Raw genomic sequence first — 16694 nt, 5'->3', positions numbered from 1 at the left:
TCGCAAACCCCGGTGCAATCGATTGCCGGCCAGCGCGCTCTCGGAGGCGGCTGGAAGCCATCGTGGCATCTTCGAATACTTTGTCAGCAGTCTGCCGCGACATAGCCGCGGTGAGCCCACCCCTCCCCCCCGTTCGTCCCGAGCGGCGCCCATACGCGTCAAGACCGAGCGTCATCCCGGCGATTGGGGGGCGCCAGTCGAGGGATCGGACGGCGCCGCCGGGTCGGTGGTTCGAGACGAGATGTTTCCGAGCATCCTGAGCGAGTACCGCGAGTCGACGGGCCCTCGCTACGAACGGGCGCTATCAGCCGATCCTTCTTTCGGTGGCTCGGGCGAAGCCCTGGCGGATCCGTTCTTCCGGCAGGTGCTCGCCGATGAACACCACCACGCTCTTGCGGGGCTCGCTGCCCCATTCGCGGTCCCAGTCGAAGCCGTAGAGGCGAAATACGCCCTGGAACACCAACCGGCGCGGCTCCCCTTCGATATCGAGCACGCCCTTGTAGCGCAGCAGCCGGTTGCCGTGCTCTTCGAGCAGCTCGTTCATGAACTCGCTCAAGGCGTCGATATCGAGCGGGTAGATGCTCTCCAGCACCAGGGTGGAGATCGCATCGTCGTGGCGGTGCGGGGTCGGTGAGGGGGTGAACAGGGTAGTAGGAGGGATCAATGAGGCGGCGACCAGCGCATCGGGGTCGCCTTCGAGGTGGAAACCGCGCAGCTCGATCAGCTCCGTGAGCGGCACTTTGCCGTGATCGGCGAGCACGATCGGGGCGCGGCGGTTGATCCGCGCCAGCCGGGCACACAGCGCCTCGAGCCGGGCATCATCGACCTGGTCGCGCTTGGTCACCAGCAGTTTGTCGGCGAAGCCGACCTGCGCCTGGGCCAGCGGACGATCGAGCTGGCGCTCGGCGTGCACGGCGTCGACCAGGGTGAGGATGCCGTCGAGCTGATAGCGATCACGCAGCTGTTCTTCGGCGAAGAAGGCCTGGGCGATCGGACCGGGATCGGCCATCCCCGAGCACTCGATCACCAGCCGTTCGAAGTCGAGCTCGCCGGCGTCCAGCCGCTCGAGCAGGACCACCAGCGCCTGGGTCAGGTCGCCGCCGATCGAACAGCAGATGCAGCCGTCGGCCAGGGCGACGACGGTGACCGGGGTATCGCCGAGCAGCTGGTCGTCGATGCCGCTGGCGGCGAACTCGTTCTCGATCACTGCGATCTTGAGCCCGTGGCGGGCATCGAGCAGCTCACGCAGTAGCGTGGTCTTGCCGGCACCGAGGGCGCCGCTGAGCAGCGTCACTGGGATCGGCGTCACCGGGCTGTCGAGGGTAGGGTTGGTCATCGCGATTCCACTGGCGTGAATGTCGTCGCAGCCTACTAAAGGCGTCGGGGCCGCGCCAGGCGCGCCCGTCAGCAGCAGCGCACCGGACGGCCTTTGCCGCCGCCGTAGCGCGCGTCCTGGCGCTCGCGGAAGAACTCCTGGTAGCTCATCACCGGCTGGTCGGGATGCCGGGTGCGCATGTGCGAGACGTAGGTGTCGTAGTCCGGCATGCCGACCATGAGCCTTGCGGCCTGGCCGAGATAGCGGCCTGCACGGGCGATGTCGTTGAACATGGCGATTCTCCTCGCCACCGGCCGAAGCCGGCGGCGTGCTGGTTCAGTGGGCGCTGGGCATCGGTTGGTAAGGGGCTTCCTTGTCGCTGCGCTCGCTGTGGCGACGGGCCACCAGCGCGGTCTTGATCGCGTAAAACAGGATGCTCGAGACCACGGCGAGGAACAGCACGGTGAGACCGGCGTTGATGTAGTTGTTGATCATCACCTGCTGCATCTGCGCCGCGTTGACCGCCGGGGCGAGCAGCTCGCCGTTGGCCAGCGCCTCACGGTAGCGGTTGGCCTGGGCGAGGAAGCCGACCGCCGGGTTGGCGTCGAACAGCTTGATCAGCCCGGCATAGGTGGTGCAGATCAAAAGCCAAGCCGCGGGCACCGCGGTGACCCAGGCGTAGCGGCCACGCTTCATCTTGATCAGTACCACGGTGGCGAGGATCAGCGCGACGCCGGCGAGCATCTGGTTGGAGATCCCGAACAGCGGCCACAGGGTGTTGATCCCGCCGAGCGGGTCGACCACGCCCTGGTAGAGGAAGTAGCCCCAAAGCGCCACGCAGCCGACGGTGCCGAGCAGGTTGGCGAACCACGACTTGGTACGGGCGAGGGCGGGCACGAAGCTGCCGAGCAGGTCCTGGAGCATGAATCTCCCGGCGCGGGTGCCGGCATCCACCGCGGTGAGGATGAACAGCGCCTCGAACAGGATCGCGAAGTGATACCAGAACGCCATGGTGTTCTCGCCCGGCAGCACCTGGTGGAGGATCTGCGCGATCCCCACCGCCAGCGTCGGTGCGCCGCCGGCTCGCGCCAGCACGGTGTGCTCGCCGATATCCCGGGCGGTGGCTTCAAGCGTTTCAGGCGTGATCACGAAGCCCCAGCTCGACACCGTGGCGGCGACGCTTGCGACGTCGGTGCCGACCAGCGCCGGTGGGCTGTTCATCGCAAAGTAGAGGCCGGGTTCGATCACCGAGGCGGCGACCAGCGCCATGACCGCGACGAAAGACTCCATCAGCATCCCGCCGTAGCCGATGTAACGGGCGTTGACCTCGTTGTCGAGCAGCTTAGGCGTAGTGCCCGAGCTGATCAGCGCATGGAAGCCTGAGACCGCGCCGCAGGCGATGGTGATGAACAGAAACGGAAACAGCGCACCCTTCCACACAGGTCCGGTACCGTCGACGAACTGGGTCAGCGCCGGCATCTTGAGCTCCGGCGCGATGACCAGGATGCCGATCGCGAGCCCAACGATGGTGCCGATCTTGAGGAAGGTCGAGAGGTAGTCGCGCGGTGCGAGCAGTAGCCACACCGGCAGCATCGCGGCAACGATCCCATAGCCGATCAGCATCCAGGTGATCTGCACACCGGTGAAGGTGAAGGCCGGGCCCCAGTAGGGGTCGGCGGCGATCGCTCCGCCGTACCAGATGGCGCCGAGCAGCAGCACCAGGCCGATCACCGAGATTTCGCCGATGCGTCCCGGGCGGATGAAGCGCATGTAGATACCCATGAACACCGCGATCGGCAGCGTCGCGATCACCGTGAACATGCCCCATGGGCTCTCCGCCAGCGCTTTGACCACGATCAGCGCCAGCACCGCGAGGATGATGATCATGATCATGAAGCAGCCGAACAGCGCGATGGTGCCGGGTACCCGGCCCATTTCCTCGCGCACCATCTCGCCGAGCGAGCGGCCGTTACGCCGGGTGGAGAGGAACAGCACCATGAAATCCTGCACTGCCCCGGCGAACACCACGCCCGCGATCAGCCACAGCGTACCCGGCAGGTAGCCCATCTGCGCGGCCAGCACCGGGCCGACCAGCGGCCCCGCGCCTGCGATCGCAGCGAAGTGGTGGCCGAACAGCACATGGCGATGGGTCGGCACGTAGTCGAGCCCATCGTTGTTGACCACCGCCGGTGTCGCCCGGGTTGGGTCCAGGCGCATTACCTTGGTGGCGATGAACAGCGCGTAGTATCGATAGGCGACCAGATAGATCGACACCGAGGCGGCGACGATCCATAAGGCGTTGATCGATTCACCTCGGCGTAGTGCGACGACCCCCAGCGCGCAGGCGCCGACGACTGCCAGCAGCAGCCAGGGAAGATGTCGCACCAGGCCGCCGTTGACGGCTGGGGAGCGGTTCATGGGCAGGCTCCGGATGGGGCAGGAAGGAGACTGCGTTATAGCGGCACAGCATGAGTTAAGCATCACGACTTAAGTCGCAACCCGTGCGGGACAAGACGCCTCCTAATCCATCAGCGCTGCGCAATCGATCCGCGCCGAACCTTTAGCTGGTGCGGGGCCTGCGCCCCGCGGCAATGCTCAGCCGGCGAGCGGTGCGGTGCGAAGTTCGAGCCAGGCCAGCGCCTCGCCTTCTAGCTTGGGCGCCAGGCGGGCGCGGACCTCGGCGTGATAGGCGTCGAGCCAAGCGATCTCTTCTTGCGTGAGCAGCGCAATATCGATCGGTCGGGTGTCGATCGGGCACAGGGTCAGGGTCTCGAAGTACAGGAACTCGCCGAACTCACCGTCGGCCTCGACGAACGGCCGGTTGGCGACCAGGTTCTCGATCCGGATGCCCCACTGGCCGGGACGATAGAGGCCTGGCTCGATCGAGGTGATCATGCCTGCCCGCATCGCGGTCTGCGGGGCCGGCTGGGCATGATAGGAAATCACCTGCGGCCCTTCGTGGACGTTCATGAAGTAGCCGACCCCGTGGCCGGTGCCATGCCCGAAGTCGACCCCCGCGGCCCACAGCGGTGCCCGGGCGATGGCGTCCAGTAGCGGTGCCTTGAGTCCTTCCGGGAAACGGGCGCGGGAGAGCGCGATGGTGCCTTTGAGCACCAGGGTGTAGTCGCGTTTCTGGGCGTCGCTGGGCGTGCCGATCGGCACTACCCGGGTGATGTCGGTGGTGCCGTCGAGATACTGGGCACCGGAGTCGATCAGTAGCAGGCCGTTGCCCGAGATGCTGGCATGCGCCGTTTCGGTGGCGCGGTAATGGGGCAGTGCGCCATTGGCATTGAAACCGGCGATGGTCGGAAAGCTCAGCGAGACGAAACGTGAACGCTTCGCGCGACGCGCGCTCAAGCGCTCATCGATGGTCAGCTCGGTGATCACTTCCCCCCTGGCCAGCGCGGCTTCGAGCCAGGCGAAGAATTCGCACAGCGCCGCGCCGTCTTCTTCCATCGCATGGCGCACGTGGGCGAGATCGGCCTCGCTCTTGCATGCCTTGGCCAGCGTCGTGGGGCTGATGCCCTCGATCGCAGCGGCTCCCTCGGGCAGCGCCTGATGGAGCCGTAGGCTCAGCCTGTTCGGATCGAGCGACACCCGCGCCTGCGAGGGCAGCTGGGCAAGCGCCTCGAGCACCGAGTCGTAGGGGGCGAGGTTCACTCCGTCGGCGGCCAGCTCATCGATGAGTGCTGCGTCGAACTTGGTCTCGTCGACGAACAGCGTCGCTTGCTCGGGTCCGATCAGTGCATGGGCGAGGAACACCGGATTGTAGTCGACGTCGCTGCCGCGCAGATTGAACAGCCAAGCGACGTCATCGAGACTCGACAGCAGCTGCCACTGCGCGCCGCGCGCCTCGAGCGCCCGGCGCAGTGCGGTGAGCTTGACGGCGCGCTTGGTGGTGGCGAATTCATCGAGGTGGGCGTAGACCGGTGCCTTGGGCAGCGCCGGGCGATCGGGCCAGATCGCACCGACCAGATCGCGCTCGGTGGCGAGTTCGATGCCCTTGGCGGCGAAGGCGGCCTCGAGCGTACGGGCGGCAGCGAGGGAGAGCACCGCGCCGTCGACCCCGACTCGCGCTCCCTCGGCAAGCCTCGAGACCAGCCAGGCGATATGGTCGCGTCCTTCGGCGGGGATCAGTCGCTCCAGCCGTATGCCGCTGCCATCGAGCTGCTGCTCGGCTTGTACCCAGTAGCGGCTGTCGGCCCAGAGCGTCGCATCGTCGGCGAGTACCACCAGGGTGCCGGCCGAGCCGGTGAAGCCGGAAAGCCACTCACGGTTCGAGAAGTGGGCCGGCAGGTATTCGGACAAATGGGGATCGGAAGAGGGCGCGATCCAGGCATCGAGGCCCTCTCGCTTGAGTGCTTGGCGCAGCAAGTCGATGCGGTTGGCGATGGTCTGCACGGTCTCTGCGGGCATTTCTTCTCTCTCAGGGCGCGGTGGTCCATGGTCGCGGCGGGCGACGACGGGATTGACTCCCCAGCATACGCCGGATCGGCTCGATCGCCAGCGCCGGGATAGCCGCCGAGGCGGCCTGCACGGTCGCCGCGGTCTTCAGCGATAAGAAAGCCGTCGGCGAATCGAACGGTGGCCCGACTGACCGGGGCGCGGCCGTACCATTCGGTGCAAACGGCAATAAATCTCAACTAAAAGGCATTTTCTTAGCGGATATTGTCGGTTTTTCGCGCTTGTCCCACGGATCCAAGCGTCGGCTCAGGCGGGATCGAAAGCGCCCTGAACCAGACGGGTGGGACGATCTGATCGTCGTTGGTTTACTACTTTGGTAGGGGGTAGCATTTGCCGCATAGAGTCGGCCGGGCCTTGATGGTACCGTTCACAGCCATTCATTGGGCGGCCACGTTCTGTGCGTCCATCATGTACCTTTTTTACTAACCAGGTTCGGGAGAATTTCTCATGACCCAACCGATGGCCGTCATCTTCATGGGCGTCTCGGGTTCAGGCAAGACCACGGCCGCTCAGGCATTCGCTCAGCGCATGGGCTGGGCATTCGCCGAGGCCGATGAGTTCCACCCCCAGGCCAACATCGACAAGATGTCGGCGGGCATTCCGCTTCAGGATGAGGACCGCTGGCCGTGGCTGCGGGACATTCGCGATTGGATCAGTGCGAAGGGCGAGGCTGGCGAGAACGTCGTGCTGACCTGCTCCGCGCTCAAGCGCAGCTATCGCGACCTGCTCCGCGAGGCGAAATGCGACGTTCGCTTCGTGCTGCTGGACGTCGACTACGAGGTGCTCACCGAGCGGATGCGCTCGCGCAAGGGCCACTATATGCCGGTATCGCTGCTCGATTCCCAGCTCGCCACCCTCGAACGTCTCGCCGCCGACGAGTCGGGCGAGACGATCAAAGCAGAGTCCACGCCTGAGTCGATCGTCGACCAGGTCATCGCCGATATGAACCTCGCCAAGCCAAGCCGGCTTTGAGATCGCGCGCCGGGAGGCCGTCATGAATTCGACCGCAGAGTGGGAACAGACGCTTGGCGTAGCGCCTTTGTTAGGCATCGCCGGGGCGGCGATTGCGCTGCTCCTGGTGATGATCATCAAGTTCAAGGTCCATGCGTTCATCGCGCTGATCATCGTCAGCCTTTTGACCGCGCTGGTCACCGGGATTCCCGCCGGCCAGATAATGACTACCCTGACCAGCAGCTTCGGCAGCACCTTGGGTGGGGTCGCGCTGCTGGTCGGGCTGGGGGCGATGCTAGGCAGGATCATCGAGGTCTCCGGCGGCGCGCAGTCGCTGGCCGACGAGATGATCCATCGTTTCGGCGAGAAGCGCGCGCCGATGGCGCTGGGGGTCACCTCGCTGCTGTTCGGCTTCCCGATCTTCTTCGATGCCGGGTTGGTGGTGATGCTGCCGGTGATCTTCAGTGTCGCGCGCCGGGTCGGTGGCTCGATGCTGCTCTACGGCCTGCCCGCCGCCGGCGCTTTCTCGGTAATGCACATCTTCGTGCCGCCGCACCCCGGTCCGGTGGCTGCCTCCGAGCTGCTCGGTGCCGACGTCGGCCTGGTGATCCTGCTGGGCCTCGTGGTCGCTTTGCCGACTTGGTACTTCACCTGCTATCTGTTCGGGCTTTGGGTCGGTAAACGAGTCCATCTGCCAGTGCCGGACGTTCTCGGTGAGCAGCAGCCGCGCGAGGAGAATCCGCCCAGCGCCGGCCTTGTGATCTCCATGCTGCTGCTGCCTTTGATGTTGATCTTCCTCAATACCGGGCTCGACGCGCTGCGCGTGGCCGGCCTGCTCAGCGGCGAGGCGGCCTGGTTCGGCTACGCACGGATGATCGGCACCACGCCGGTGGCGCTGCTGATCGGGGTGCTGGTCACCGCGACGGTACTCGGCACCCGACGCGGCAAGGGGCGTGAAACGATCGAGAAGCTGCTCGACTCGGCGCTTGGCCCGGTCTGCTCGATCATTCTGATCACCGGCGCCGGTGGCATGTTCGGCGGGGTGCTGCGCGCGAGTGGAATCGGTGATGCGCTTTCGGGGGCGCTTTCCGAACTGGGGCTGCCGGTGATCGCTGCGGGCTTCCTGATCGCCGCACTGCTGCGTATCGCCCAGGGCTCGGCGACGGTGGCGCTGATCACCGCGGCCGGGTTGATCCAGCCCGCTCTTGCCGACCTCGGTGCGGTGCAGACGGCGGCGATCGTGCTCTCCCTGGCCGCGGGCTCGGTGGTGGTGAGCCACGTCAACGACTCCGGTTTCTGGCTGGTCGGTCGGTTCTTCGACATGGACGTGAAGACCACCTTGAAGACCTGGACGGTGCTTGAGACGGCGATAGGGTTGATGGGCTTCGCTATCGCCTGGCTGATCTTCTCTCTGGCCTGATCCTCACGGTCAGGCACTGGCGAGGCGGATAGCTTGGTCTATGCTGCGGGGGAGGCGTCTTATCGGCGTCTCCCCCGTCGTGCTTCAGGCGATCGTTCCCAGCAAATGCAGCCAGGGAGGATGCGCAATGTCCCCTAAAGCAAGAAGCTCCGGTCCCCGGATCAAGGATAGCGATACCTACGATGCGCTGCGCGACCAAGGCGCATCGAAGGAGAAAGCGGCGCGGATCGCCAATGCCGCGTCGAAGCAGGGCCGATCCGAGATTGGCAAGCGCGGTGGCGAGTCACAACCCTACGAGCAGTGGACGGTGCCGGCACTCAAGCAGCGCGCCAAGGAGCTCGGCTTGAGCGGCTATTCGGCGCTGCGCAAGGGTCAGCTGATCGACGCCCTGCGCGCGCATTGAACCGAAATCCTGCTTCTCGGGCACTCATCATGAGCGGGCTGCCATGGCTATTCTAGGCAGCCTGGGCGGCCTCGGCCGCGGGAACCAACCGCTGGGCGACCAGCGCGTGGAGGGCGGCGAGATAGGCGCCGCCCGGTGACGGCGGTGTGGGGTCCGAGAGCATCGCCACGCTCATCCCCAGGCTCGGCAGTACGTAGAGCAGCTGGCCACCGTAGCCCCAACCGAAATAGACCGGGTGGTCGCCGAAGCGGTCGATGAACCAGCCATAGCCGTACTCGCTACCGTTGAAGAACGAACGAGTGCGCGGCTGCCATGAGGCTGCGATCCAATCCTCCGACACCACACGGCGGCCATCGATGGCGCCGCCCCGGCGGAACAGTTCACCGAAACGCAGCAGCGCCATCGGCGATAGCGACATCTCGTTGCCGCCGAGGTAGATCCCCTGCGGGTCGCGGGTCCAGGCCGGGATCTGTATGCCGAGCGGATCGCCGAGCCAGGTTCGCGCCAGCGCCAGGGTCGAGGTATCGCTGACCCGGGTGAGGATTCGCGAGAGCAGGTGGGTGTTGCCGGTGGAGTAGAGCATCGCCCCGCCGGGACGGTCGACGAATGGGCGGGTAAGGGTGTAGGCGGTCCAGTCCCGGCTTGCGATCCAGCGCCCGTAGGACGCCCCCGAAGTACGTTCGAGTCCAGCCTGCATCGAGAGCAGGTTGCCTACCGTGATGCGCTCGAGCCCGGGTGTCGCATCCGCGGGCAGTCGGCCTAGCAGCTCGGTGATCGGCTGGTCGCTGGAGGCGATCAGCCCACGGTCGATCGCGATTCCGGTCAGTGCCGCGATCAGCGTCTTCGACAGCGACTTGATGTTGACCGGCCGATCCAGCGCGGGACCGCGCAACCGCTCGTTGACCAGCGTGCGCCCGTCGACCGCTACCAGCAGTGAATTGAGCCGCAAGAGCCTCCGGGCCTCGTCCACCGCGGCATCGAAATTCGGCGCCGGCTGGGCGCGCCCGAGCGCTGGCAGCAGCAGCGCTGCCGTGCCCAGGCCCGCGGCGGCGAGCAGTTTTCGGCGATGCAGCACCCTTCCTCCCTGCCGGCGATCCCGGCTCATTTCACCCAGCGAAGCCCCATATCGTGCTGTCCTTCTGCGTCGTTGACGTAGAGTGCGCCCTCGCTGACCATCACGCTCCATTCGATGCTTCTCTGCAGGCCTGCGGCCAGGGTTTCCAGCGCCTGCTGGTCTGGAGCTGCGATGCGCAGTCGGTCGAGTCGCGCCAGCGATGGGAGGTGCTTTTCTTCCCAGGGCGCGAGATTGCCGTAGGCGAGCAGGGATACGCGCTGGTCGCGGCGGGCGGCGCGGTCGAGGCGCTCAGCGTCCGGCTGGCCGACCTCGATCCAGTGCAGCACCCGGCCATCGAGGCTCTTCTCCCACAGTGCGGGTTCGTCGACGTTCGACAGGCCGCGCCCGAACTCTAGCCTTTCGTCGTACCATAGCGCATAGGCGAGCAGCCTGGCTGCGAGCCGCACCGGTGTCTCGGAGGGGTGGCGGGCGACGGTGAGCCGCACGCTGGGATAGAGCCCGCGATCGAGATCGCTCAGCTGGAGGTTGAACTTGTAGGGCGTGGCGGTAAGGGCCATGGGGTCTCTCGGTGCGTGGAGTGGTCGTGCATACTGCGGGGCCAAGGGCGTGTTCGCCGCATGATGGAGGATTTTAGCCTAACAATCTCTTACGCTTAGCCGTGTCGTGAGGTGACGGGCCGCTGCGGTGGACGTTTCGGGTCGAGCGGCAATTCTTTCCATTCTTCGAGGTCGTCGATGCGTCATCACGGCAAGAATCCCCTGCGGGCACTGCGCAAGTGGTTGAGCGTCTATGCGCGCCCGATGAAGAGCGACCGCGGGCGCGGCGGTTTGGTGATTCACCCCTATCGAGGCTACGGCTCCCATAGTGAAGTCTTTCTGATGGGGCGGGTGTTCCGTCAGAGCGGGGTCGGCGAGAGCATCGAGCAGGGTGGGGTGCTGCGCGACCTGATCGACGTCTTCCGCCGCCTGATGCGCCGCGGAATGAGCCAGGTCAACGTGGCGGTGCGCCTTGGCGACTCCCATACCATCGTACCCACTGACGCCGACGGCTACTTCGAGGCGCACATGGCGATCGACGGGCCGCTCGAGCTCAGCCGTGTGTGGCACGAGGCGGAGCTGCGGGTGCTGGTCGATAGCGAAGAGACGGTCAAGGCGACCACCGAGATCTACATCCCGCCGCTTGGCGTCGACTTCGCGGTGATCAGCGACATCGACGACACGGTGATGTACACCGGCGTCGCCAACAAGGCCAAGATGCTCTACCGGCTGTTCCTCGAAAAGGCCGATCGGCGGGCCGCTTTCCCCGGCGTCGCCGCTTTCTACCAAGCGCTCTATCTCGGCGACGGCGAGCGCGAGCGTCCGCTGCTGTATGTCTCGCGCGGTCCTTGGAGCATCTACGAGATGCTCGAAGAGTTCTTTCGCCTGCATCGCATTCCCGTCGGCCCGGTGCTGTTCCTGCGTGAATGGGGGATGTCGCTGCACCGGCCCTTCCCGCGCCGGGCCAAGGACCACAAGCGGCTGATGATCCGCAGGATGCTGTCGCTCTATGGGGAGCTGCCGTTCATTCTGATCGGCGACAGCGGCCAGCAGGACCCCGAGGTCTACGCCAAGATCGTTCGTGAGTTCCCGACCCGGATCAAGACCATCTACATTCGCGCGGTGAACGAGGACAGCGAGCGCGACGCGGCGATCCAAAAGCTCGCCCAGGAGGTCTCCGACGCCGGCAGCACCCTGGTGCTCGCCGCCGACACCGCGACCATGGCGCGCCACGCGCTCTCCCAGGGCTACATCTCCAAGGAGGCGCTGGCGACCGTGCTCAAGGAAGAAAAGCAGGAGCGCCGGATCAAGATCTGAGCCGGCGGGCCCTGTCCAACTCGCTTTGTGCTGTCACGCTGAGGACGACGAGGCCCCTTTCTTTATACGCCTTGCGGTCTTGCGCTCAAAATTCCGCGTGGGTCACTGGGTGGGATGGATGTCGTAGTCGAAGTAGCGCCGCATGATCTCGTCGTAGGTACCGTCGGCCATCACTTCATCCAGTCCCCGGTTGAACGCTTCGACCAGCGCGGTATCGCGCTTCCTGAACGCCGCCGAGGTGCCCTTGCCGAAGATCGCTTCGGGGCCTCTCACCGGCTCGCCCTGGATCGCGTAGGCCGCATCGCCGAGCAGCAGCGCCTGCGCCTGGGGCAGGTTGGCGAAGATCAGGTCGAGACGCCCGGTCTGCATGTCGACGGCGACGGTGTCGACCGTGGTATAGCGGCGGATATCCGCTTCCGGGTGGGTCGCGGTGACATAGTCGTCCTGGACGCTCGCCCGCTGCACGCCGACCCGCTTGCCGCTGAGATCGGTTTGCTCGTCGACCTCTAGGGGGCGATCGGCGGGGCCGACCCATACCGAAGGGTTGAAGTAGTACGCCTTGGCGAAGGAGACCTGCTGCTGGCGTGCCGGGGTCATCAGCATCGAGGAGGCGATGATGTCGTACTTGCGCGCCAAGAGCCCTGGGATGATGCCGTCGAAGCTTTGCGCCTGCCATTCGCAGCGCCGCTGCATCCGTTCGCAGATCGCGTTGACCAGCTCGACTTCGAAGCCGGTGAATTCACCATCGGCGGTGAGCATTTCGTAGGGCGGGAAGGGGACGTCGGAAGCGATGCGCAGCGGCGGCTCCTCGGCGAGGGCGACGGAAGAGAGAACGCAGAACAGCGAGGCACCGAGCAGGGCGCGCAGGGAAGGGAGCATGAGAGTGTCCGGTGTTGTCGTTGAAACCCACTCGCCGGTGCCCAGCACCGACGGCCGTTCATCCTAAGGCCGCCGCTGCCGCGGGCTCAAGTCTCGGCGGTGGGACCGGCGCGTAGCGCCGTCAGGGTCTGGTCGAGCCGCTCGATCAGGATGTCCGCGTGCTGGCGCTCGAACACCAGCGGCGGGCGAATCTTCAGCACGTCGCCGCCCGCGCCGGTAAGGCTCAGCAGCACCCCGCGCTCGCGCATGCCCTCGACCACCGCACGGGCGATGGCTGCGGCGCTGCGTACTGAGTTGGACGCGAATGCTACGGCGATGAAGAGCCCCGCGCCGCGCACCTGGCCGATCTCCGGGTGGAGAGCGGCGAGCTGGCCGAGGCCGCGGCGAAGGTATTCGCCCACTTCCTCGACCCGCCCAGGGATACCTTCGCGCTCGATCACGTCCAGCACCGCCAAGGCCGCGGCGCAAGAGACCGGGTTGCCGCCGAAGGTGTTGAAGTAGCGCGAGGCCTGGCCGAATGCCTCCATGCACTCCCTGCGCGCGACCACGGCGGCGACCGGGTGACCGTTGCCGAACGGCTTGCCGAGGGTGACGATGTCCGGACTCACGCGATGGCGCACGAACCCCCAGAAGGGTTCGCCGAGCCGCGCGAGCCCTGCCTGCACCTCGTCGGCGATGAACAGTCCACCGGCGCGATGGATGACCTCCACCGCTGGCGCGATGAATCCGGCCGGGTCGGTGAAGATACCGTCGCTGGCGAACACGCTGTCGAGCAGCAGCGCCGCCGGGCGGATGCCGGCCGCCGCCAGTTCGTCGACCGCGCGCTGCACCTGGGCGGCGAAGCGCTGGGCTGGGCTCAGCCCGTCGCGATCGCCGGCGCCGGGCAGCTCGACCGTGCGTACGTGCCTGCCGAGCGGCACTTGCGCGCCCAATGAGGGCGAGGCCTGGGCGAGCGCTTGAGTGACGCCGTGGTAGGCCATGCGGGTGACGATCAGCCCTCGAGCGCCGGTGTACTGGCAGGCGATGCGATAGGCGAGGTCGTTGGCTTCGCTGCCGGTGCAGGTGAAGATCACCTGCGCGAGCGGTGGTGGCAGCGTCGCCAGCAAGCGTTCGGCGCAGTCGAGGATGGTCTCGTCGAGATAGCGGGTGTGGGTATTGAGCCGCGCGGCCTGGCGCGAGATGGCGGCGACCACCTGGGGATGGCAGTGGCCGAGGCAGGCGACGTTGTTGTAGGCGTCGAGATAGGCCCGGTCATGACGATCGTAGAGCCATACTCCCTCGCCGCGCTGCGGGTGCAGGGGCTGGTCGTAGAACAGCCGGTAAGCGCCGCCGAGCACTTTGCGCCGGCGCTCGAGCAGCGCTCGGTCATCTGCATCGAGGCCGCTCATGGCGCCTGCTCCTGGGCGACGCCGAGCCGTGACAGCAGCTGCGCGATCAGCGCCTCGCGTGGCTGTGCCAGGCAGTACACCAGTGCACGGCGCGCGCGCGCATGGTTGCGCAATACGTAGTCGGCATTGTCCGGGGCGCGTGCGGCCCGCCACTGTGAAATGGTCACCACCATCATCAGCCGCGCGATGACAAGCTCCGGCAGCAGGCCCACCTCGATGGCCTGCAGCGGTGCCACGCGGTGGTAGCCTTCGACCACCGCCAGCGCTTGGTGCCAAGAGGTGTCGTCGAGCGCGAGCTGGTAGCTGACGGCGATCGCCAGCTCGTTGATCCTCGGGGCGCAGACCATGTCGCCGAAATCGATGATGCCCGCCACCCGTTCGCCGTGCTCGTCGACCAGCAGGTTGTGGCTGTTGAGATCGTTGTGGATCGCCTGGCGCCGGAGCCCGGCGAGCGCCGCCGCGGCGTGCCGCTCGAAGCGCTCGAGCCCGGCGATCGCCAGCTGGCGAGTGCCCGGCTCGATGATCGTCTCGATCAGCGGGCGGAGATCGGCGGCATGCTGCAGGTCCCACGGCAGCTTGAGCCGCATCGCCGGGTGGTGGAAGTCCTCCAGCGCCAGGTCGAGTTCGGCCGCAAGCGTGCCGAGCGCGCGGCGGCGATCGCTCGATACCGGGAGATCGGCCAGCGGCTGGCCGTGCAGATAAGTGCTCAGCCGCGCGACGCAGGGGGCGCCCAGGGCGCTTCGATAGCGCGGCACCGTCTCGCCGGACAGGCTGGTCACCACGCGCGGCACGGGGAGTAAGGGCGCGGTGCGGGCCAGGTGCAAGAGCGCCTGGGTGTGGAAATCGGCGATTTCGGCCCGCTCGGCCGGGTGGGCGATCTTGAGCACGTAGTCGTGGCCGTTCGATCCGCGCAGGTGGAAATTACGATCGCGCTCCCCTCCGAGGGCGCGTGCGGTAGCGCGCAGGCCATAGCGTTCGGCGACGAACGCCTCGGCTTGCTCGCACGATACCGGGGGCGATGCGGCGCTCAGCACCGCATCGATGACCTCGACCCCACTCATGGCCGTGCGTCCGCACTGCCGCGTTCGAACCCTTCGAGCACGCGGGCTAAGTTGTCGCCCAGCGCGTCCGACAAGTATCCCCCTTCCTGGATCAGCGCCGTGGGCAGCCCAAGCCGGGCGATCGCCGCGCCGATGTGGGCGAAGCCCGGGGTGGAGATAGCGACGCCTTGGTAGGGATCGTGCTCGTAGGTATCGAGGCCGAGCGAGACCACCAGCGCGCCCGGCGCGTAGTCGACGATCCGGCGGCAGGCATCGTCGAGCACCTCCAGGTAGCCCTCGGTGGCTAGCCCCTTGGGCAGCGGATAGTTGACGTTGAAACCAAAGCCCTCTCCCGAGCCGCGCTCGTCGGCATGCCCGGTGAAGAACGGAGTCATGTAGTGGGGGTCGGCGTGCAGCGAGATCGTGAGCACATCGCTGCGCGCATAGAAGAGCCCTTGGGTGCCGTTGCCGTGATGGACGTCGATGTCGAGCATTGCAACGCGCGAATGCCGGCTGCGCAGGTATTGGGCTGCGATCGCGGCATTGTTCAGGTAGCAGAAACCGTTGGCGCGCTCGGCGTAGGCATGGTGTCCCGGCGGGCGGCACAGCGCATAGACCGCGCGCTCGCCGTCGAGCAGCAGCTGCGCGGCCTCGATCGCGCATTGGGCCGAGCCGTATGCGGCTTTCCAGGTATGCATGCCGATCGGGCAGGCCATGTCGCCGAGGTGGAAGCCTACCTGTCCGACCAGATGGCGAGGGTAGGTACAGGGTTCGCCGGGAAAGGGATGGATGTTGGCGACCACCTCCTCGCCGGCACCCTCGAGCGTTTGCCAGCGCGGATGCACCGTGGAGAGGAAGTCGAGATAGCGCCGGGTATGAATCGCTTCGATCGGTGCCAGCCCATGCTCGCGTGGGGCGATGATCGTATGCCCTGCCGCGCGCGCAGCGGCGAGCAGGATCTCCCCTCGCGCGGGCTGTTCATTGCTGCGCTTGAGCCGGCCGCGCACTACGAAGAACTGGGGGTCATGCTGTAAGTGGTCGTCGTTATTGATTATTTTCACCGCGGGCTCCGTCGTGGCGGATGGATGAACGGATGCTTCATGTTTTAGTTATATGATGCATCATACACCCTGTACAGTCTCGCCATCTGGCTGTACATTTACTTTCAGGCCCGGGGACTTTCAGCGCATGGGGGTGAACCCGCCCGGCCGAGCAGCGAACGGAGAGCGATTCATGCAGCACCGGTTCGAGAGCGTCGAGCACGCTTCGCTGGGGGCCAGCGTCTACGGCCATTTGCGCGAGGCGCTGATCGAAGGGCGCCTGAAGCCCGACGACCGATTGCGCATTCGTGAGCTGGCGGACCAGTTCGGCACCAGCGTGACGCCAGTGCGAGACGCGATCCTGCGACTGGCCAAGGAGCAGGCGCTGGAGATGCGCTCGCCGCGCGATATCAGGGTACCGGTGCTGGACGTGCCAGGATATGACGAGGTCTATACGCTGCGCCTCGAACTCGAAGGCCTGGCGGCGGCCACCACCGCGAAGCGCATCCAGTCGCATGAGCTCGAGCTGTTCAGGCGCAACATCGAAGAGAATCATCAGGCGCTGTCGAATGGAGACATGGAGAGCGCGATGCGCCTCAATCAGCGTTTCCATTTTCATCTCGTCGAGCTCGCCGGGCTGCCGCTGCTCGAGCGCTTCATCGACAGCCTGTGGATGCGTGCCGGGCCTGTGATCGCGCTGGCCTATCGGGAGTTTTCCGAGCGGGTGGCGATCCAGCACCACTGGGAAGTGCTCGACGCGCTGGTGGCGAGAAGCGAAGAGGGCGCGCGTGCGGCGATTCGCGCCGATATCGAGGACGGCTACGAAATGATGGCGCACTTCCTTTCCACGCTGCGACGATAGCGGG

The 16694-nt window shown here is 66.2% G+C and carries 15 protein-coding genes; 5 read left to right on the top strand and 10 right to left on the bottom strand.

Annotated elements, in window-relative coordinates; genetic code table 11:
* Window positions 1-304 precede the first annotated feature (304 nt).
* From yjiA to Q376_RS0102810, 4 genes are all read right to left on the bottom strand, one after another.
* Complete coding sequence (gene yjiA / locus Q376_RS0102825) at window positions 305-1336, bottom strand: GTPase (protein ID WP_027349018.1); 1032 nt, start codon at window positions 1334-1336, stop codon at window positions 305-307.
* Window positions 1337-1404: 68 nt separating this feature from the next.
* Window positions 1405-1608, bottom strand: coding sequence for a YbdD/YjiX family protein (locus Q376_RS0102820; protein ID WP_027349017.1), 204 nt, complete (start codon window positions 1606-1608; stop codon window positions 1405-1407).
* 43 nt (window positions 1609-1651) lie between these two features.
* Window positions 1652-3733 carry a carbon starvation CstA family protein gene (locus tag Q376_RS0102815; protein WP_027349016.1) on the bottom strand — a complete coding sequence of 694 codons (2082 nt, stop codon included), beginning with the start codon at window positions 3731-3733 and terminating at the stop codon, window positions 1652-1654.
* A 177-nt stretch (window positions 3734-3910) separates the two neighbouring features.
* Entirely contained in the window at window positions 3911-5731 is a 1821-nt protein-coding gene (locus Q376_RS0102810) for an aminopeptidase P family protein (protein WP_027349015.1), read from the bottom strand.
* Between the two features lie 495 nt (window positions 5732-6226).
* On the opposite strand from Q376_RS0102810, the gene Q376_RS0102805 reads away from it, so the two are divergent.
* From Q376_RS0102805 to Q376_RS0102795, 3 genes are all read left to right on the top strand, one after another.
* Complete coding sequence (locus tag Q376_RS0102805) at window positions 6227-6751, top strand: gluconokinase (RefSeq protein ID WP_155834112.1); 525 nt, start codon at window positions 6227-6229, stop codon at window positions 6749-6751.
* A gap of 22 nt (window positions 6752-6773) precedes the next feature.
* Window positions 6774-8150, top strand: a complete 1377-nt coding sequence (locus Q376_RS0102800) for a GntP family permease (protein WP_027349013.1) — start codon at window positions 6774-6776, stop codon at window positions 8148-8150.
* A 127-nt stretch (window positions 8151-8277) separates the two neighbouring features.
* Window positions 8278-8553 carry a DUF7218 family protein gene (locus tag Q376_RS0102795; protein ID WP_027349012.1) on the top strand — a complete coding sequence of 92 codons (276 nt, stop codon included), beginning with the start codon at window positions 8278-8280 and terminating at the stop codon, window positions 8551-8553.
* A 52-nt stretch (window positions 8554-8605) separates the two neighbouring features.
* Here the strand turns inward: Q376_RS0102795 and Q376_RS0102790 are convergent, their stop codons facing one another.
* Together Q376_RS0102790 and Q376_RS0102785 are read right to left on the bottom strand one after the other, a co-directional pair.
* Window positions 8606-9628 (bottom strand): serine hydrolase domain-containing protein, encoded by a 1023-nt coding sequence (locus Q376_RS0102790; RefSeq protein ID WP_245598888.1) that lies wholly within the window; start codon window positions 9626-9628, stop codon window positions 8606-8608.
* A gap of 26 nt (window positions 9629-9654) precedes the next feature.
* Complete coding sequence (locus Q376_RS0102785) at window positions 9655-10185, bottom strand: YaeQ family protein (RefSeq protein ID WP_027349010.1); 531 nt, start codon at window positions 10183-10185, stop codon at window positions 9655-9657.
* 177 nt (window positions 10186-10362) lie between these two features.
* Between Q376_RS0102785 and Q376_RS0102780 the strand changes: the two genes are divergently transcribed.
* A complete protein-coding gene (locus Q376_RS0102780) occupies window positions 10363-11481 on the top strand; it encodes an App1 family protein phosphatidate phosphatase (RefSeq protein ID WP_027349009.1) in 1119 nt (372 codons plus the stop codon).
* A 102-nt stretch (window positions 11482-11583) separates the two neighbouring features.
* Here Q376_RS0102780 and Q376_RS0102775 read toward each other — a convergent pair whose 3' ends face one another.
* The 4 genes from Q376_RS0102775 to Q376_RS0102760 all read right to left on the bottom strand — a co-directional run bounded on the left by Q376_RS0102775 (window position 11584) and on the right by Q376_RS0102760 (window position 15849).
* Entirely contained in the window at window positions 11584-12360 is a 777-nt protein-coding gene (locus Q376_RS0102775; protein WP_043445884.1) for a transporter substrate-binding domain-containing protein, read from the bottom strand.
* 86 nt (window positions 12361-12446) lie between these two features.
* Complete coding sequence (locus Q376_RS21225) at window positions 12447-13748, bottom strand: aspartate aminotransferase family protein (RefSeq protein ID WP_043445880.1); 1302 nt, start codon at window positions 13746-13748, stop codon at window positions 12447-12449.
* Window positions 13745-14809, bottom strand: coding sequence for a phosphotransferase (locus Q376_RS0102765; protein WP_027349007.1), 1065 nt, complete (start codon window positions 14807-14809; stop codon window positions 13745-13747). The genes Q376_RS21225 and Q376_RS0102765 overlap by 4 nt, the downstream gene beginning before the upstream one ends.
* Entirely contained in the window at window positions 14806-15849 is a 1044-nt protein-coding gene (locus Q376_RS0102760; protein WP_027349006.1) for a histone deacetylase family protein, read from the bottom strand. The genes Q376_RS0102765 and Q376_RS0102760 overlap by 4 nt, the downstream gene beginning before the upstream one ends.
* A gap of 172 nt (window positions 15850-16021) precedes the next feature.
* On the opposite strand from Q376_RS0102760, the gene Q376_RS0102755 reads away from it, so the two are divergent.
* A complete protein-coding gene (locus tag Q376_RS0102755) occupies window positions 16022-16690 on the top strand; it encodes a GntR family transcriptional regulator (protein ID WP_027349005.1) in 669 nt (222 codons plus the stop codon).
* Window positions 16691-16694: the final 4 nt, after the last annotated feature.

Origin of the sequence: Halotalea alkalilenta DSM 17697 (assembly GCF_000621205.1) — a bacterium.
GTDB lineage: Bacteria > Pseudomonadota > Gammaproteobacteria > Pseudomonadales > Halomonadaceae > Halotalea > Halotalea alkalilenta.
This window is presented reverse-complemented; position numbering and strand designations above follow the sequence as displayed.